The organism is Chryseobacterium sp. (genome assembly GCF_019236175.1).
In the GTDB taxonomy this organism is placed as follows: domain Bacteria; phylum Bacteroidota; class Bacteroidia; order Flavobacteriales; family Weeksellaceae; genus Chryseobacterium.
This window is the reverse complement of sequence record NZ_JAFAJM010000006.1, coordinates 152512-170472: the sequence shown is the minus strand read 5'-3', so window position 1 is coordinate 170472 and position 17961 is coordinate 152512. Positions and strand designations below refer to the sequence as shown.

Here is a 17961-nt window from a genome sequence, read left to right as displayed (position 1 = left end):
TCTGTCGGCTGACGGATCTGCTTTTTTGTATATTAAAAAAAATAGTCTACTTTTGCAGTAGATTTATCAAGAAAGGTGGAGGGATTTGGCCCAAAGAAACCTTAGCAACCTGCACGATTCCAGAAGTGTAAAGGTGCTAATTCCAACCCGATGGGGGAGATAAGTGAAGTCAATATTCTATTATGAATTCCATTTCTTGAAGTCTTGTGGAGCCGGGGATTAAACCTTCGGACTGTATTAATAATTTTGCAAGAACAAAAGATGAAAAAATTAGGCATCGCTGTACTACTGCTTGGAACTATACGTGTTGCAGCCCAGGAACAGGAAGAAAAAGGAAAACAGATTGAAGATATCATTATCGTAGGAAACCGGAATGTTAAAAGAACAAAGCTTGAGACCCCCGTTCCTGTAGATGTAATCAATATTGATAAAATACAAAAAAACTCCCCACAGATTACTGTTCAGGATTTACTAAACTATGTGATCCCGTCATTTAATTCCGTAAGACAATCAGCATCAGACGGAACAGAACATATTGATCCTGTAACTTTAAGGGGTATGGGGCCGGATCAGGTACTTGTCCTGGTGAACGGTAAAAGGAGACACACCACTTCTTTGGTGAACTATCAGAACACGGTAGGAAATGGCTCAGTAGGAACAGATCTGAGTACGATTCCGGTGATTGCTATTGAAAAAATTGAAGTATTAAGAGACGGAGCAGCAGCACAGTATGGTTCCGACGCGATTGCAGGGGTAATCAATATTATTCTTAAGAAGAATGAAGGGGCTACTGCAAGCCTTACCTACGGACTAAGTGGCAGAAATGACGGAGATACCTATCAGGCGGGAATTAATTACGGAACATCTTTAGGAAAAAAAGACGGCTATGTCAATCTTTCATTACAGCTGAGCCACAGAGGAAAAACAACGAGAACTCAAAATCATAATTTAGATATCTTCGGAGATAATTTTGCCTATGAATTTGCTCCTGATCCTATAGCTGCAAGAGCTGCAGATGATGCAGAAATCCAAAAAAGGGGATTAACCCGCGATGACTTCAATTTCCAGATCGGCGATGCACAGATTAAACAGGCTCAATTGTTTTTTAATGCTGAATATCCTCTCAATGATCAGTTGAAGTTCTATTCTTTTGGTGGTTTCAGTATCAAAGAGGGAAAAGGATTTGGTTTCAGAAGGCTGCCGAGTGAAACATATAATGTGGTTTCTTCAATTTATCCTAATGGTTTTCAGGCAGTGTTAGGATCTCAGGTATATGATATCTCTTATGCTGTCGGTGCAAAATATAACATGAATAACTGGTTGTTTGATCTGAGCAATACATTTGGAAACAATACATTCACTTATAATGTAAGCAATACTAATAATGCATCCTTAGGAGCAAAATCACCTACCCGCTTTTATGCCGGTGCGCACAGTTTCCTGCAAAATACGGTTAACCTGGATGTTTCTAAAAACTTAAACCGGTTTAATATCGCTTTCGGGGGAGAATTCAGATTTGAACAATACCAGATTAAAGGAGGAGATGAAGCTTCATATACTCAATATGATACCAACGGAAATATAGCCGTAGAGGGTTCTAATGTGAGCGGAGCGGGAGGCTCGCAATCCTTTATCGGTTTTTCTCCGCGTAATGCATTGAGGAAAGACAGGCATTCAACAGCAGTGTATGCCGATGTTTCCTATGACCTCGATAAAAAACTGAATATAGATGCCGCAGTAAGGTATGAAAACTATTCAGACTTTGGAAATACACTGAACGGAAAGCTGGCCGTAAGATACGAGTTTATAAAGAATTATGCGGTAAGAGCAGCGGTGGGAACAGGTTTCAGAGCTCCTTCCCTTCAGCAGCAGTATTTTAACAACTCTTATGCTGATATTTCAACCACCGGTTCAAAAATTGTAACCAAAGGGATTTTTAGCAATGACAGTAAAGCGGCACAGGTTCTTGGTTTTGATCACTTAAAACAGGAAACATCCGTAAACGGAAGTGCAGGATTTACATTAAAACCGGCAAAAGGACTCTTTATTACAGTGGATGGATATATCATTAAAGTAAAAGACAGAATTGTTATTACGGGCAATATTACAGATCCGAGATTATCTGATCCTACTATTGTAGGGAAAGGGAATGAGGTAGAAAGCGGAAGGTTTTTTGCCAATGCTATCGATACCGAAACAAAAGGAGTGGATGTAGTGGTTTCCTATGACTGGAAGTTAGGGGGCGGAAATCTTAATGTCAGTCTTGCCGGAAATTATACGGAAACAAAAATTACAGACTTTCATTTTCCTGAAAATATCAATACTCCGAGAGACCAGTATTTTGGACCTGACCAGATCAATATCATTGAGACCCTGTCTCCGAAAACGAAGGCATCACTCGGATTGAATTACGGGATCGGAAAATTTAATTTTCTCGTGAGAAATACTTATTTTGGTAAAGTGATAAGAGACGGATATCCTTTTGGGGGTGTTCAGGAGTTTACACCAAAGGTAGTTACAGACATCAGTGTAGGATATGATATCACCAGAAATATTAATTTTACCATGGGAGCAAACAATGTCTTTGATGTTTTTCCGGATCTGCAGATCTATGAAAACTCATATTACGGAGTATTCAAATATGCACCGGTACAGATGGGAACATTGGGAAGCTACTTTTTTGGGAGACTTAATTTTAATTTTTAATCATTCATGAGTACTGCTTCACATCAGATCGGCTGGAAGACTGCCGCTGCCATCGTTGTTTCCAATATGATAGGAACAGGCATCTTTACCACGCTTGGGTTCCAGTTGTCCGATATTACAAATACCTACAGCATTTTTTTATTATGGGCTATAGGAGGAATTTTAGCATTATTCGGTGCCTTTTGCTATGCCGAATTGGGCTCTCATTTTAAAGGCAATGGCGGAGACTTTATCTACCTTAAAGAAACCTACCATCCTTTATTCGGTTACCTGATCAGCTGGATCTCCTTAATTATAGGATTTTCGTCACCCGTTGCACTGGCTGCACTGGCTATGTCGAAATATCTTTCCGCATTTGATTATACTTTTGGAAACGGTTTTGCCATTGCAGCCCTGTTTTTTGTTGCAGCCACACTATCATTCAGCCTAAAAACATCAAGCCGCTTTCATAATTTTTTTACATTCATTAAAATAGCCTTTATTATTGTCCTTGTTATTTTGGGAGTAGGGCTTTCGGGATCCTCACAAATTGGAAATAGCCTGAATTTCAGTGATAGCTGGAAGAACGAAATTATGCTACCCGCTTTTGCTACTTCTCTGGTTTTTGTTACCTATTCTTATACCGGATGGAATTCAGCGTCCTATATTGCCGGAGAAATAAAAAATGTACAGAGAAATTTACCTAAATCGCTTATTATAGGAACCGTTTTCGTGACAGTGAGCTATATTCTGGTGAACTACATTATGCTGAAACATGCTCCCGTAAGCCAGCTGGCCGGAAAAGAAGATGTAATGGGAGAAGCCGCCGTGAATATGCTGGGCCCTGCCTTTGGGAAAGTCGTAAACGTTTTTATAGCACTTCAGCTCATTGCCACCATCAGTGGTTATTTGTGGGTGGGGTCCAGATTAACCCAGGCCTTTGCTAAAGACAGCTATTTATGGAAACCTCTTTCAGCAGGAAACAAAAAAGGAATTCCGGTAAGGGCTATTTTTGCCCATGCTGTGATTGCTGCTATTATTATCCTGACCGGAAGCTTTAAAGAAATTTTTGTCTATACTGCTTTCATCCTTCAGCTGTTTGCCAGCCTGGCCATTTCTACCGTATTTTTCCTTAAAAAAGAAAACAGAAGAATATTTAAATCCAATGCCTTTTATATTTTCCCGGCTGTTTTTCTGCTGTTCAGTATTTATATTCTCTATTTTACATTGATTCATAATCCTAAAGAAAGTTTTATAGGATTGGGAATTGTGGCTGTAGGAATTATTTTATATATAATTGACAGGAGACTTTCCAAAGAAGTTTAGGAGGAGTGCTGAGAACGTGAAAAGCAGGATGCCCCGATTCATAAATTACCCATTTTGCTAATTTCCCTCTAATGCTCAAAAATTTATACTTTAATTTTGAATTAATAATGCTTATCTTTGCACCCACAAAAATTCCAGAATGTCTAAATCATTAATTCCAAAATTAGAAGCTATAAAACAAAGATATAATGAGGTTGCAGACCTTATTATACAGCCTGATGTCATTTCAGACCAAAAAAGATATTCTTCTTTGAACAAAGAATATAGTGATTTGGGAAAAATTGTAAAAGTTTACGATCAATATAAAGGAGCTTTGGATGCTATTGAAGAATCTGATGAAATCATCGCTGATGGGTCAGACAGAGATTTGGTAGACTTAGCTAAAGAAGAAAAGCTGGAAGCTCAGTCCAAAATTCCAGGATTGGAAGAAGACCTTAAAGTATTGTTGATTCCTAAGGATCCTGCAGATGATAAAAACGTTATTGTTGAATTACGTGCCGGAACAGGAGGTGATGAAGCTGCCATTTTTGTAGAAGATATTTACAGAATGTATACCATGTATTTCAAGACAAAAGGATGGAGACATGAAGTGACCGATTCTAATGAAGCTGCAAAAGGATACAAAGAACTGATCATGAAAGTGGAAGGAGAAGGAGTGTATGGGATCATGAAATTCGAATCGGGAGTTCACCGTGTACAACGTGTACCGGAAACGGAATCTCAGGGAAGAGTTCACACTTCTGCAATTACTATTGCGGTTTTACCGGAAGCAGAGGAAGTGGATGTAGAAATCAATCCGGCTGACATCGAAATGCAGACTTCGCGTTCAGGAGGTGCAGGAGGTCAGAACGTAAACAAGGTTGAAACTAAAGTTCAGCTTACCCACAAACCTTCTGGACTTGTCGTTGTTTGTCAACAGGCTCGTTCTCAGCTGGCAAACCGTGAATTGGCAATGGAGATGCTCCGTGCTAAATTATATGATATCAAACTGCAGGAAGTTCAGGGAGATATTGCCGCTCAAAGAAAAACAATGGTTTCTACAGGAGACCGTTCTGCAAAAATCAAGACCTACAATTATCCGCAGGGTAGAGTTACCGACCACAGAATCAATAAGTCGATGTACAACCTTGATGCTTATATGAACGGAGATATTTCTGAAATGATTGATGCCGTAATCATGGCGGAAAATGCAGAAAAAATGAAGGGAGAAGAAGAAAACTACTAAAGTTTAAAAAAATAGATAAAAGGCCTTTGATTTTTTCAGAGGCTTTTCTTTTTACATACATCATAACATAAACAAAATATAAACTATGAAAAATCTCAAAATTATTTTACTGGTATTGCTTACCGTAGCCGGGCAATATGTCTCAGCACAAACAGAGGTAAAGAAACCTAAAGAAGTGTTCGAATTATTTTTCGATACCTTTTTGAAAAATGATGACGCTGTCCGCATGAAACTTAATGACTATCTGAGGCCTACTGTAGAAGGCCAGGATGCTTATCAGGTCGATTTTAAAGAGACTTCTGAAGAAGCTGTTACGAGTACAACAGAAGGTTTCCTTGCTATTTTTCCTAAAGCCGCTGCTACAGCATGTAAAAAAGAGGCAGAGGAGTATGTCAGACTTATGTTTGATAATTTCAGAAAGGGGCAACTCATGATAAAAAGCGTAAAAGTGGTTCCTAACGAATATGTTGAGGGTCAAAAAATTGCAGAATTAACGTATACCGTAAGCTTTAAAGTTCCTTCAAAAACACCGGCACAACCGGGAACAGATCCGAAAAAAGTGAAAGCTGAGGATTTGAAAAAATATTTAGCAGCATTGATCGATGGTTTTAAAAATGCAGATAAAGTGATTTCTACAGATCAGAAATTCAGCCTGTACGAACTTAAAGAAGGAGATAAAATATACTACTGGAACGGAAGCCCGGATGAAATCGTAACAAATCTTACCGATTTCTATTTTGATAGTTTTAATTAAAAAATTCAAAAAGTCCTGTTTTACAGGGCTTTTTTTATTTCACATACTTTGCGTATTTTTGATAAAACCGTTCACTATGAATTTTAAACCTATGTTATTAACTGCTGGAGTTCTGTTTTCAGCATCTTTTTATTCTCAAAAAATGAATTATCCAAAAGCATTAAAAGGAAGTCAGACAGATACTTATTTCGGTACTGCCGTAGCAGACCCTTTCAGAGATCTGGAAAATGATTCCGAAGCAACAAAGAAGTGGGTGGATGAAGAAGTAGCCTACAGTCAGAATTACCTTTCAAAAATTCCATTCAGAGATAAAATAAAAAATCAGCTGAAAGATATCTGGAATTATGAAAAAATCACGGCGCCCTTCAAGGAAGGCGACTATACTTATTACACAAAAAATAACGGATTACAGGCACAGGCGGTTTATTACAGAACAAATAATAAAACAAAAGCTACAGAAGTCTTTTTAGATCCTAATACATTCTCAGATAAAGGAACTACTTCACTTTCCAATCTGTCATTCAACAAAAAAGGAACACTTGCCGCTTATTCTATTTCTGAAGGCGGAAGTGACTGGAATAAAATTATGATCATCGACGCAGTTACAAAAAAACAGATTGATGAAACATTGATGGATATTAAATTCAGTGGAATTTCATGGCAGGGAGACGAAGGCTTCTATTATTCAAGCTATGACAAACCAAAAGAAGGGACGGTACTTTCCGGAATGACGGATAAACATAAGGTTTATTTTCATAAACTGGGAACAAAACAATCAGAAGATCAGCTGATTTTCGGAGGAGAGAAAACACCAAGAAGGTATCTGGGGGCTAACGTTTCCGAAGACCAGAGATATCTGATTATTTCAGCAGCAAATGCTACGAATGGTAATGAACTGTACATCAAAGATCTTAAGAAAGGCGGTGACTTTGTTCAGATTACAAAGGGATTTGATATCAATGCAAGTATTGTTGATACCCAAGGTGATGATCTCTTTATTTTCACAGATAAAGAGGCACCTAATATGCGCCTTGTCAAGACTACTATCAATAACCCGGTACCTGCGACATGGAAAAATATCATTCCGCAAACAGAACATGTACTGGGAATTTCTTCAGGAGGAGGATATTTCTTTGCCACTTATATGATTGATGCTATTGATCAGGTAAAACAGTTTGACAAAACCGGAAAGTTAATCAGAGAAATTACACTTCCGGGAAAAGGAAATATTTCGGATTTCGAAGGTAAAGAAAAGGAAAAAGATGTCTATTATTCTTTCAGCAATTATATTACGCCGGCAACGATCTACAAATTTAATGTCGATTCAGGTAAATCCGAAATCTATGAAAAGCCGAAAGTGAAGTTTAATCCTGATGAGTATATTTCAGAGCAGGTATTCTATACCTCAAAAGACGGAACAAAAGTTCCTATGATGATCAACTATAAAAAAGGAACGAAGCTCGATGGTAAAAACCCAACGATTCTTTATTCTTACGGAGGTTTTAATATCAGTTTACAACCCGGATTTTCTGTAGTCAATGCTATATGGATGGAAAACGGAGGTATTTATGCCGTTCCCAACATTCGTGGCGGAGGTGAGTATGGTAAAAAATGGTATGATGCCGGTACAAAGATGCAGAAACGAAATGTTTTCGAAGATTTTATTGCAGCAGGAGAATATCTGCAAAGCAAAGGCTATACTTCAAAAGAATATATGGCCCTTTCGGGAAGATCAAACGGCGGCTTACTGGTAGGAGCAACGATGACGCTGCGTCCGGATCTGGCAAGGGTGGCATTTCCGGGAGTGGGCGTATTGGATATGCTGAGGTACAATAAGTTTACGGCTGGAGCCGGATGGGCCTATGACTACGGAACCGCAGAAGACAGTAAAGAAATGTTTGATTATCTTAAATCATATTCTCCGGTACACAACGTAAAAGCAGGAACATGCTATCCTTCAACCATGATCATTACCAGTGATCATGATGACAGAGTCGTTCCGGCCCACTCATTTAAGTTTGGCGCTGAACTACAGGAAAAACAAGCCTGTAAAAATCCTATTTTATTAAGAATAGAAAAGAATGCAGGACACGGCGCCGGAAGATCAACTGATCAGGTGATCGGTGAAAATGCAGACCTTTTATCGTTTGCATTATATGAAATGGGAATTAAGAAATTAGAAAAATAATTCCTCTGAAAAAAATAATAATAAAAACCTTGTTGAATTTAATTTTTGACAAGGTTTTTTAATTCATAAGAAGTGATCACCGTATTTTCAGCAATTATTTTTACATCTTTATTTTGTGAACTGTGTAAGCTTATTTTCATCTTTTCAGATTGGATAAATTTTTCTTTATGATTGTAATCATTTCGCCGCTACCATATCCTGAAGATTTTAAAACTGAATTCGGATCATTTTTAAAGATCACTTCTATTGAAAAATAGGCTAATTCATTTTCAATTTTAGTTAAAATATATTTTACATTTCCTGAAAAGGAATACCCTTCAGCCTTATTATCTGTAGCCCGCTTTACGGTGAAAAACGCTCCTGTTTTCATGTTTTTTACTGTAGGAAAATCAAGGGAAAAGTATTTTGGTAATGAATTTATATACTGATCTTGAGATGAAGAGCCCGTGTTGGCAGGGGCAACAACAGATAATTTACCTTTCACCACATCTCCTTTTAGAATGGAAGATGAAAAGCTTCCTTCTTTCTTTTGCTTTTTGCCGTCACTGTCAATATCAAAACTAATACTGCTGTAAGAGAAATCAAAAGGAAAAGCTCCTGTAGTCTTCTTGCCTGTTGTATATTCCGAAGTATAATTCATGAGGTATCTCAATTTCCTGTTTTGATTATAGGCTGCTTTTTTTAAAGCTTCAATATCATGAGCAGATCCCGTAATTTTCATTGTTCCTGAATTGTCAGTATGTTGCTCTATTGTAAAATGAGAATTTTCAGGAAAGCTAAATTCAAAATCAATGGTCTCTTGACTATATACAGAAAGCTGCATAACTGTAAAAAGCATAAAGGAAAATAGTGTTTTCATGTTTAATTTTTAAGAGACAAAAATAAACATTAGAATGATTGAGAATCTATTTGACAAGCGAATTTTATAATTAAATCTATTATTTCAAAAATGTGTAATTTTAGCCATCTAATAAATCCGAAAGTATGAGACGGGAAGTTCAAAATAAAACTCCTCAATTTAATATAACTGAAAAGAAAACTGAAGTCTATCCGTTCGAAAAAGATGGACTGCAGTTGAAATCTTCCTATAAAGCAGAAGATATTAAAAATCAAGAATTAACCCAGACTTCTCCGGGAATTGAACCTTATCTGAGAGGGCCGTATTCCACGATGTATGTTCAAAAACCATGGACAATCCGTCAGTATGCCGGATTTTCCACTGCCGAAGAATCCAATGCCTTTTACAGAAGAAACCTGGCTGCAGGACAAAAAGGACTTTCAGTGGCATTTGATCTTGCAACACACAGAGGATATGATTCTGACCACGGCAGAGTGGTTGGGGATGTAGGAAAAGCAGGAGTAGCCATAGACTCTGTTGAAGATATGAAAATCCTTTTCAATGAAATTCCGTTGGATCAGATTTCAGTGTCTATGACAATGAACGGAGCCGTACTTCCTATTTTATCTTTCTATATCGTTGCCGCGGAAGAACAGGGTGTAAAACAGGAATTGCTTTCAGGAACCATACAAAATGATATTCTGAAAGAATTCATGGTGAGGAATACCTATATCTACCCGCCGGCTCCTTCCATGAAGATTATTGCAGATATCTTTGAATATACTTCACAGAATATTCCGAAATTCAATTCTATTTCTATCTCGGGTTATCATATGCAGGAAGCAGGAGCTACTCCGGTACTGGAAATGGCCTATACCCTTGCAGACGGATTAGAATATGTAAGAACAGGAATTAAGGCAGGGATGAAGGTGGATGACTTTGCACCAAGGCTTTCATTCTTCTGGGCTATCGGGATGAATCACTTCATGGAGATCGCTAAAATGCGCGCCGCAAGATATATATGGGCTAATCTTTTAAAGCAATTTAATCCTCAAAATCCGAAATCTTTAGCATTAAGAACACATTCACAGACTTCCGGCTGGTCTCTGACTGAGCAGGAACCTTTCAATAATATCACAAGAACAGCTATTGAGGCCTTATCTTCAGCGTTAGGAGGTACACAGTCGCTACACACCAATGCACTCGATGAAGCTATTGCTCTCCCTACAGATTATTCTGCAAAGATTGCAAGAAATACACAGATTATTCTTCAGCAGGAAAGTAGAATCTGCGATGTTGTAGATCCGATGGGAGGCAGTAATCTTGTGGAAAGCCTTACCCAGCAAATGATTGAAGAAGCCATGAAGTATATCGATGAGGTAGAACAGGAAGGCGGAATGACCAAAGCAATTGAAGCGGGAATTCCTAAAATGAGAATCGAAGAAGCAGCTGCCAAAAAACAGGCAAAAATTGATAGCGGAGAAGAATTCATTATCGGAGTTAATTCTTTTAAAACATCCTTGAAACAGGATGAAATTGAAATTCTTGATATTGATAATACAGAAGTTCGCAGAAAGCAAATTGAAAGATTAAATACCATTAAAGCTGAAAGAAATACGGAAGCTGTAGATCAGATTCTGAATGAGATCCGCGAAAGTGCAAAAACTGGAAAAGGAAATCTTCTGGCATTATGTATTGAAGCTGCAAGAAGAAGAGTAACTCTTGGCGAAATGAGTGATGCTATGGAAGAAACCTTCGGAAGATATAAAGCAAATATTAAAACAATTTCTGGTGTATATGCTATGAATGCCGGTAAAAACGAATACTTTGAAAAAGCTCTTCATCTTAGTCAGAAATTTGAAGAAGAAGAAGGGCGCCGTCCAAGATTGATGGTTGCTAAAATGGGACAGGATGGGCATGACAGAGGAGCAAAAGTAGTGGCAACAGCCTTTGCCGATATGGGATTTGACGTAGACGTAGCACCTTTGTTCCAGACTCCCGAAGAAGTTGCCAAACAGGCCGTTGAAAATGACATTCATATTTTAGGAGTATCTTCCCTGGCTGCAGGGCATAAAACACTGGTTCCGCAAGTCGTTGAAGAGTTAAAAAAACTGGGTGCAGATGATATTACCATAGTCGTAGGCGGGGTCATTCCACAACAGGACTATGAGTTTCTGTATGCAAACGGAGCCGATTTTATCTTTGGACCGGGAACTAACCTTCCAAAATGTGCAGTAGAAATTTTAGAAAAATTTTTAGAAAACTAAAACAGATATAAATCTGAAAACCATAAAGCCTGCGAAGAAAAAGCTGTTTTTTTCGTAGGCTTATTTTTTATCATCCCTTTGATGGAGATAAAGGAGACTTTATTACCCTGGTGAAAAAATTCAGCAGAGCAGGACCTTTTGTTAATTGGTTTATAGAAAATTTTAAAAATTCAAATCAGACCAAAGCAGCATTGTTTCCGGCTCCGGATTTTGCAGAAGGGGTGAATTTTTCTGATTATCTTAATTACAGAGAATTTGATTTTCCGGCAATAATGATCACGGATACTTCATTCTTCAGGAATAAAAATTATCATGAGTCTACGGGGACTTTAGAAACCCTTGATCTAAAAAGAATGACCAGGGTAACTGACGGAATTTTTATGAGCTTAATTCACCTTAAGTGAAAAAAAAAATTTGATTCTCAAAAAAATTATTATATTTGCATCTGAAAATCAAGTTTAACCAATAAAAAAACAACGAAGCAATGTTCAGAACAAAACAGAATTCTACAGTTGGATTACCGCTTATGGTGGTAAGGCTTCGTGGTTTGGTACATTCTTAGAATAACAGTACAATGAAATATCAAAACCCGAAGTCGTAGAGATTTCGGGTTTTTTATTGCGCAATATTTCAAACTTTAGTTTCCCCGAAATCTTTTCAGTGTTATTAAGAACAAAGTGAAAGAATTTTTTCGATTCAAAATTCATGCTGTTCATTATTGTTAAAACTATCAACTAATATTTTAGTTAAAAAGGATACATAACAACTTCCGGAATTCTGGAATTTGTACCTGATATCCCGTGTCTTAACATGGAAAATAAGATAACCTGCTGTTCTTAGGCCTAAGAAGCGCAAGAAGCAGAAAAAGAACAATTAGAAAAGATGTAGAAAACGGATCTTATCAAAAGCAGGAAGTATGTTTCCTGCGCTATGACTGCAACAGAACTTGCAGAAATGTTTATGGACTTATAGTCCGGCTGTTATTTAAAACAACAACAATGGGAAATTTAAAACTAAAAGGAAAAGATATATTAAAACTCGGTTATCCGAATAATCAAAGTGTCAATGTGGCTCTGGAAGTCATGAAAAGAAATTTTGCCACTAAAAATATCCATCATGTGAAATCTCTTTTAAAGGAAATTCTGATCAGTCCTGAGAATTTTGAAAAGGATCTGACCTTTGGACAAATTGCAGAAGCATTGCTTTCGTCCAGAAAAACAGAAAAAAGAATGCTGAATACACAGCGTGCCTCCTTTCAGATCTTTGGGGATCATATTTCAGAAGAAGCAAAGAATCAGCTGTATACTGCCTTAAAACTTCCAATATCAACGCAGGGAGCTTTAATGCCTGATGCACACAGTGGCTACGGGCTTCCCATCGGTGGAGTACTGGCAGTAGAAAATGCAGTAATTCCCTATGGGGTAGGAATGGATATCGGATGCAGAATGAGCCTCAGTATCCTGGATACCCCGGTTTCCTATCTCAACGGAGCAAGAGATAAGTATGAAAAAGCTCTTGCAGAGCATACGAAATTCGGAATGTACGAAACCCATAAGTCTCATATTGACCATGAAATTTTTGAAAGAGATACTTTCGATCTTATCCCGGTTCTAAGGAGATTAAAGGGAAAAGCAATTAAACAGATGGGGTCATCCGGAGGTGGAAACCACTTTGTGGAATTCGGAGAAGTAGAGATTACGGAAGAAGATGAACAGATTGGTTTACCAAAAGGAAATTATCTGGGAATTCTCTCACACAGCGGATCAAGAGGACTGGGTGCTGAAATTGCTCAATATTACTCAAGAGTGGCAACAGAACAATGCCCTTTGCCAAAGGAAGCCCAGAATTTTGCGTGGCTGGACCTCAGTACACACCTGGGAATGGAATACTGGACGGCGATGAATCTTGCAGGAGATTATGCCTCTGCCTGTCATGATGATATTCACAGGAGACTGGTAAAAGCCGTTGGAGGTAGAGTAAAAGCCAGAATTGAAAACCACCATAATTTTGCGTGGAAAGAAATTCATAACGGAAAAGAAGTAATTGTTCACAGAAAAGGAGCTACCCCGGCTCATAAAAATGAGTTGGGAATGATCCCCGGATCTATGACTGCCAAAGGATTTATTGTTCGCGGAAAAGGAAATCCTGATGCACTGAACTCAGCGTCACACGGAGCCGGAAGGGCATATTCAAGAGGAGTGTGCAGAACCCTTTTCACTCAGAATGATATTAAAAATGAATTGAAACTGAAGAATGTCACCTTAATGGGCGGGAATGCCGAAGAAGCTCCTATGGCCTATAAAGACATTCATGAAGTGATGAATGCGCAAAGTGAAATGGTAGACATCCTGGGAACATTTCAGCCAAGAATTGTAAGGATGGACAGATAAACTGAGCGGATTGTTTATAGTTGGCAATGAATACTATTTTACGGATCAGATAAAATCCAATGAATGCTTATCTGTCAACTATAAACCTTTAACACTAAAGTCAAAAATTTAAACAAATGGGAACTCCACATACTATAAAAAGATACGGAGAAGTATGGCCGGAATTCAGAATTAAGTCCGGATTTGAAATTTTAGAAAAATTAAAAAATAAAGTCATCATATCAGGCGGATGGGCATGGCATTTTATGTCTGAAACCGGACATACGGAATATAAGCATGCCCACGACCATAAAGATATTGATGTTTTTGTAAAAAAAGAAAATGTGGCCGAAGCGGTGGTAATTCTTCAGCACGAAGGATTTCAGAAAGTATGGACCCGCTATGATCATCTGCCCGGTGAAGAAAATTTCCGCAGATATGAGAAAACAGTGGAATCGGACTATGGAAAGTTTCACAGAATTACTTTTGATTTTTTCGAGAGAAATGATTTGAAAACAATTGAAATCTATGGTTTTACGGTTGTGAAACCTGATGTACTGCTCTCATTTTACAGAAATATTCATTCCAGTGATAAATGCTGGGCGGTGATGGCTGCAAAAGATTTATTACAAAAGGGGACAGATCCTGTAGGACATCCCCAATTAAGCAAAATGCCTAAGTAACAATGGAAAAATTAATACAAATCACTTCAGGAAGAGGCCCTTTGGAATGCCAGTGGGTGGTAGCTAAAGTGCTGAAGACCTTTCTTGAAGAAGCAAAACAGAATACAATAGAATATGAAATCATTCACCGCGAAAACGGGGATGAAAATCTGACCCTGAAGTCGGTAACCTTACTTCTGAAAGGAAAAGAGCTGGACGGCTTTTTAAAGAGCTGGTTAGGAAGTATCTGCTGGACTGGAAAGAGTACGTTTAGAAAACTCCATAAAAGAAGTAACTGGTTTATTGGGATTTTTGAACTTGAAAATCTGAAAACGATTGATTTTCATGAAAAAGATATTCAATTTCAGACTGCAAGAAGCCAGGGAAGCGGAGGACAGAACGTCAATAAGGTAAATACGGCAGTGCGTGCCACTCATCTTCCCAGCAGACAAAGTGTTTTCGTGCAGGATTCAAGATCACAGCTTGAAAATAAAAAATTATCCGTTCTACGATTACAAGAAAAAGTAACAGGAGTTTATCTTCAACAGCTGGAGAGAAAAATGCAGGAAACATGGTCTCAGCATATGCAGGTTCAGCGCGGAAATCCTGTCCGTACTTTTTCAGGAACAGATTTTAAAAAGAATTACCAGGACAGATCTTTCAAAAAACAAAGAAATGTCCTTAAAAATGAACTTAAAAATTATAAAAATGACCTTAACTAAAAATAAATATTATTTCGAGGCTTTAGACCATTTTCCATATAATCTTTCTGATTGTCTGGATTCTCTGAATTATGCATTATCCTACGAACCTGAAGATGCGGACAGTCTTTGTCTGATGGGAAGGGTATATTCTGAAATCCTAAAGGATTATGAAACAGCAAAGAAATATTTTGAAGAGGCAATGCTGTATAATGTAAACAATGTAAATACACCCAAATACTATATAGATTGCCTTTTAAATAATGAAGATTATGATGAGGCAATGAAACTTATAGAGTTTGCTTTGCGAATCAAGGGTATTGATAAATCAGAGATTTTTTGTTGTAAATCGGTTTTATCGGAAAGAAAAGAAGATTATAAAAATGCACTGCAGGATCTTAAAGAAGCAAAAAAATTCACTTATTGCAGGACGACACTTGAAATTGTGGAAGACAGGGAAAAGTTTATTAAAGCTAAAATGCCTAAAACACGAACCCGAAAAAAAGCTGAAGACGTATCGCTTTAACCCTTTTCATTCATGTAAAAAAAATAAGCTTTCATTTGAAAGCTTATTTTTTGTTGACAGAAATAAGATAATCATAAACCATTTGATGCTGATCATCACTAAGCTTAGCCTTGGGAGCCATTCTGCTCAGTGTGTTGATCCATCCCTGGTTGTCATGTTTAGTCGGTTCCGGTAATTTGTGGCATTTAGCACAGGAATTTTCAAAAATGGTTTTTCCCTGAGCCAGCTGTGCACTTGAAGTGTATTTTGGACCGGTCACTGCCGTACTTTTCGGGCCGCAGGAAAGAAGAAGTGCTGATCCTGCAATACTACTTAAAATTAATTTTTTCATATCCCTATTTTTATTTGGTGATTATTTTTTCACAGAAACAATATAATCGTAAACCCATTTATGCTGGTCATCAGTTAATTTAGCTTTTGGAGCCATTGCATTCATAATTCCTACCCATTGTGTGGCATTGTGTGAGGTTGGATCCGGTAATTTGTGACATCTTCCGCATGAGCTTTCAAAGATTGTTTTTCCCTGAGCAATTTCTTCTGCCGTTGAGGTTGAAGATCCTGCAGCAGCAGTAGCTGTAGAAGCTTTAGGGGTACAGGATACCAAAAGAACAGCCGTGAATGATGCTGCAGCGATGAATTTTTTCATTTTTCTTATTTTTGAGATATAACAAATGTAATAAATTCTCTAAGGCGCTGATCTGACGGAAGCTAGTTTTAATTTAGAAGAAATAAAAATTAGAATAACGGAAACTAAATAATGGGAGAGCAGTAATCTGTTTTCTTAGCTTATGACCCGTAATTCTCTATTGATCATTCCCTTTTTAATTATTAATTTTGAGCCAATGAAATTTTCTACAGAAGAGCTAATAGAAGGAATACAATCAGGCAATAAACGTTTGATTGCTAAAGCTATTACATTAGTTGAAAGTAAAAAGGCCGAGCATAGAGTACAGGCAGAAGACCTTCTTAAAAACATTATGCCGCTTACCGGTAAATCTGTCAGGATTGGAGTGACCGGTGTACCGGGTGCAGGAAAATCTACTTTTATTGAAAATTTCGGCAGACTGGCGATTGCTGAAGGTAAGAAAGTTGCTGTTCTTGCTATTGATCCGAGTTCTTCCATTAATAAAGGAAGTATTCTGGGGGATAAAACGAGAATGGAAGAGCTGGCCAAAGAAGAAAATGCTTTTATCAGGCCTTCACCAAGTTCAGGTTTTTTAGGAGGAGTGGCCAATACCACTTTTGAAACCATGATGATTTGTGAAGCGGCAGGATATGACTATATTCTGATCGAAACCGTTGGTGTAGGTCAATCTGAAGTATTGGTTGCCGATATTACTGATGTTTTCTTATTTCTTAAAATTATTGGCGGTGGTGATGAACTTCAGGGAATAAAACGGGGAATCATGGAAATGGTAGATCTTATTTTTATCAATAAAGTGGATCAGGATAATCTTCAGAAAGCGAAAAATACAAGACTGGAATTAAAACGGGCTTTAGATTTTATTCCGCCTAAAGAGAAAGGCTGGAAAATTCCTGTTTTATTAGGGTCAGCACTACACAATGAAGGGCTGAAAGAGATTTATGAGTCCATTGCCGGATTTATTGATCTGAAGAAGAAAAACGGGCGTTTTGAAGAAGTACGTACTCATCAGGCAGAAAAACGATTTGAATACTGGGTTCAGGAATATATCTTATCCCTGATGAAAAAAAGCAATTCCATGGAAGAGGCCTACTTTATGCACAAAAAAAATGCTTCAGAAATGGTTTCTAATCCAAGTACTGAAGCAAAATTATTTGTTGAAAAATTTTTATCAGGAGAATATAACGGTTAAGGTTTTTCTTTATCCTGTTTTACCATAGTTTTTGAAACATAGCCGTCATAAGTGATCGGTTGTCTGTCACTGCTTCTTACAGAAACAAATGCTTTACCGTTTTTATAAACCTCAATATTGATATCGCTGACATTCGAAATATCATTAGTCTTAATCTTTATAGTCCAGTTTCCTTTTTTATTCTGAGACTGATTAATGGTAAAATCTTTTGATGTGAAACGATAGCTATTCTGATCGGGGTTTCCAAAGCTTGGGTTATATATTCTTCCGAAATAGGGCAGAACTACCACAATATTGCTTTTACTCACATCAATCGTATAATTTCCGTTCAGGTCCAGCATTCTTGTAGCTGTCGCATTAGGCATCGAATTCATGATATTAATAACATCATAGTTCGTAGGATTTGCTCTTTGCGCATAGAATGTAAACTCTTGTGAAGTAACTAAGGTATCCACTGTTTTGGAATCCAGTGAGCCTTGAGATGCACAACTTTGAAAAAAGAACAAAAATCCGGAAATTAATAATAGAGAAATATACTTTTTCATGATTGAAATAATAATTATTAAATTTAAACAGCAAAATGTA

16 protein-coding genes and 1 riboswitch are annotated in these 17961 nt (G+C 37.6%); of the genes, 12 read left to right on the top strand and 4 right to left on the bottom strand.

Going from position 1 to position 17961, the window contains the following annotated elements; all coding sequences use genetic code 11:
* The first annotated feature begins 60 nt into the window (after positions 1 to 60).
* Positions 61 to 166: riboswitch (SAM riboswitch) on the top strand.
* Positions 167 to 261: 95 nt separating this feature from the next.
* The 5 genes from JO178_RS06545 (at position 262) to JO178_RS06525 (ending at position 8178) form a co-directional block, all read left to right on the top strand.
* A complete protein-coding gene (locus tag JO178_RS06545) occupies positions 262 to 2706 on the top strand; it encodes a TonB-dependent receptor (protein ID WP_291933289.1) in 2445 nt (814 codons plus the stop codon).
* Positions 2707 to 2712: 6 nt separating this feature from the next.
* Entirely contained in the window at positions 2713 to 4011 is a 1299-nt protein-coding gene (locus JO178_RS06540) for an amino acid permease (RefSeq protein WP_291933287.1), read from the top strand.
* A 139-nt stretch (positions 4012 to 4150) separates the two neighbouring features.
* Positions 4151 to 5236 (top strand): peptide chain release factor 1, encoded by a 1086-nt coding sequence (gene prfA, locus JO178_RS06535; protein ID WP_291933285.1) that lies wholly within the window; start codon positions 4151 to 4153, stop codon positions 5234 to 5236.
* Positions 5237 to 5321: 85 nt separating this feature from the next.
* Positions 5322 to 5990: a hypothetical protein gene (locus JO178_RS06530; RefSeq protein ID WP_291933283.1), complete on the top strand. Its 669-nt coding sequence runs from the start codon at positions 5322 to 5324 to the stop codon at positions 5988 to 5990.
* 91 nt (positions 5991 to 6081) lie between these two features.
* Positions 6082 to 8178, top strand: a complete 2097-nt coding sequence (locus tag JO178_RS06525) for a prolyl oligopeptidase family serine peptidase (RefSeq protein ID WP_291933432.1) — start codon at positions 6082 to 6084, stop codon at positions 8176 to 8178.
* Between the two features lie 136 nt (positions 8179 to 8314).
* Here JO178_RS06525 and JO178_RS06520 read toward each other — a convergent pair whose 3' ends face one another.
* Positions 8315 to 9037 carry a hypothetical protein gene (locus tag JO178_RS06520; protein WP_291933280.1) on the bottom strand — a complete coding sequence of 241 codons (723 nt, stop codon included), beginning with the start codon at positions 9035 to 9037 and terminating at the stop codon, positions 8315 to 8317.
* 125 nt (positions 9038 to 9162) lie between these two features.
* Here JO178_RS06520 and scpA point away from each other — a divergent pair, with 125 nt between their 5' ends.
* The 6 genes from scpA (at position 9163) to JO178_RS06490 (ending at position 15541) form a co-directional block, all read left to right on the top strand.
* Positions 9163 to 11283, top strand: coding sequence for a methylmalonyl-CoA mutase (scpA, locus tag JO178_RS06515; RefSeq protein WP_291933279.1), 2121 nt, complete (start codon positions 9163 to 9165; stop codon positions 11281 to 11283).
* 110 nt (positions 11284 to 11393) lie between these two features.
* Positions 11394 to 11687: a hypothetical protein gene (locus tag JO178_RS06510; protein ID WP_291933277.1), complete on the top strand. Its 294-nt coding sequence runs from the start codon at positions 11394 to 11396 to the stop codon at positions 11685 to 11687.
* A 594-nt stretch (positions 11688 to 12281) separates the two neighbouring features.
* Entirely contained in the window at positions 12282 to 13673 is a 1392-nt protein-coding gene (locus tag JO178_RS06505) for an RtcB family protein (RefSeq protein WP_291933274.1), read from the top strand.
* Between the two features lie 116 nt (positions 13674 to 13789).
* On the top strand, positions 13790 to 14335 hold the full coding sequence (locus JO178_RS06500) for a hypothetical protein (RefSeq protein ID WP_291933272.1): 546 nt from the start codon (positions 13790 to 13792) through the stop codon (positions 14333 to 14335).
* 2 nt (positions 14336 to 14337) lie between these two features.
* On the top strand, positions 14338 to 15036 hold the full coding sequence (gene prfH, locus JO178_RS06495) for a peptide chain release factor H (protein ID WP_291933270.1): 699 nt from the start codon (positions 14338 to 14340) through the stop codon (positions 15034 to 15036).
* Positions 15023 to 15541: a tetratricopeptide repeat protein gene (locus JO178_RS06490; protein WP_291933268.1), complete on the top strand. Its 519-nt coding sequence runs from the start codon at positions 15023 to 15025 to the stop codon at positions 15539 to 15541. The genes prfH and JO178_RS06490 overlap by 14 nt, the downstream gene beginning before the upstream one ends.
* A gap of 43 nt (positions 15542 to 15584) precedes the next feature.
* Here the strand turns inward: JO178_RS06490 and JO178_RS06485 are convergent, their stop codons facing one another.
* Both JO178_RS06485 and JO178_RS06480 read right to left on the bottom strand, forming a co-directional pair.
* On the bottom strand, positions 15585 to 15872 hold the full coding sequence (locus JO178_RS06485; protein WP_291933266.1) for a c-type cytochrome: 288 nt from the start codon (positions 15870 to 15872) through the stop codon (positions 15585 to 15587).
* A 21-nt stretch (positions 15873 to 15893) separates the two neighbouring features.
* A complete protein-coding gene (locus tag JO178_RS06480) occupies positions 15894 to 16187 on the bottom strand; it encodes a cytochrome C (protein WP_291933265.1) in 294 nt (97 codons plus the stop codon).
* A gap of 196 nt (positions 16188 to 16383) precedes the next feature.
* On the opposite strand from JO178_RS06480, the gene meaB reads away from it, so the two are divergent.
* Complete coding sequence (meaB, locus tag JO178_RS06475) at positions 16384 to 17376, top strand: methylmalonyl Co-A mutase-associated GTPase MeaB (protein ID WP_291933263.1); 993 nt, start codon at positions 16384 to 16386, stop codon at positions 17374 to 17376.
* Here meaB and JO178_RS06470 read toward each other — a convergent pair.
* Positions 17373 to 17921, bottom strand: coding sequence for a DUF4251 domain-containing protein (locus tag JO178_RS06470; protein ID WP_291933261.1), 549 nt, complete (start codon positions 17919 to 17921; stop codon positions 17373 to 17375). The genes meaB and JO178_RS06470 overlap by 4 nt on opposite strands.
* Positions 17922 to 17961: the final 40 nt, after the last annotated feature.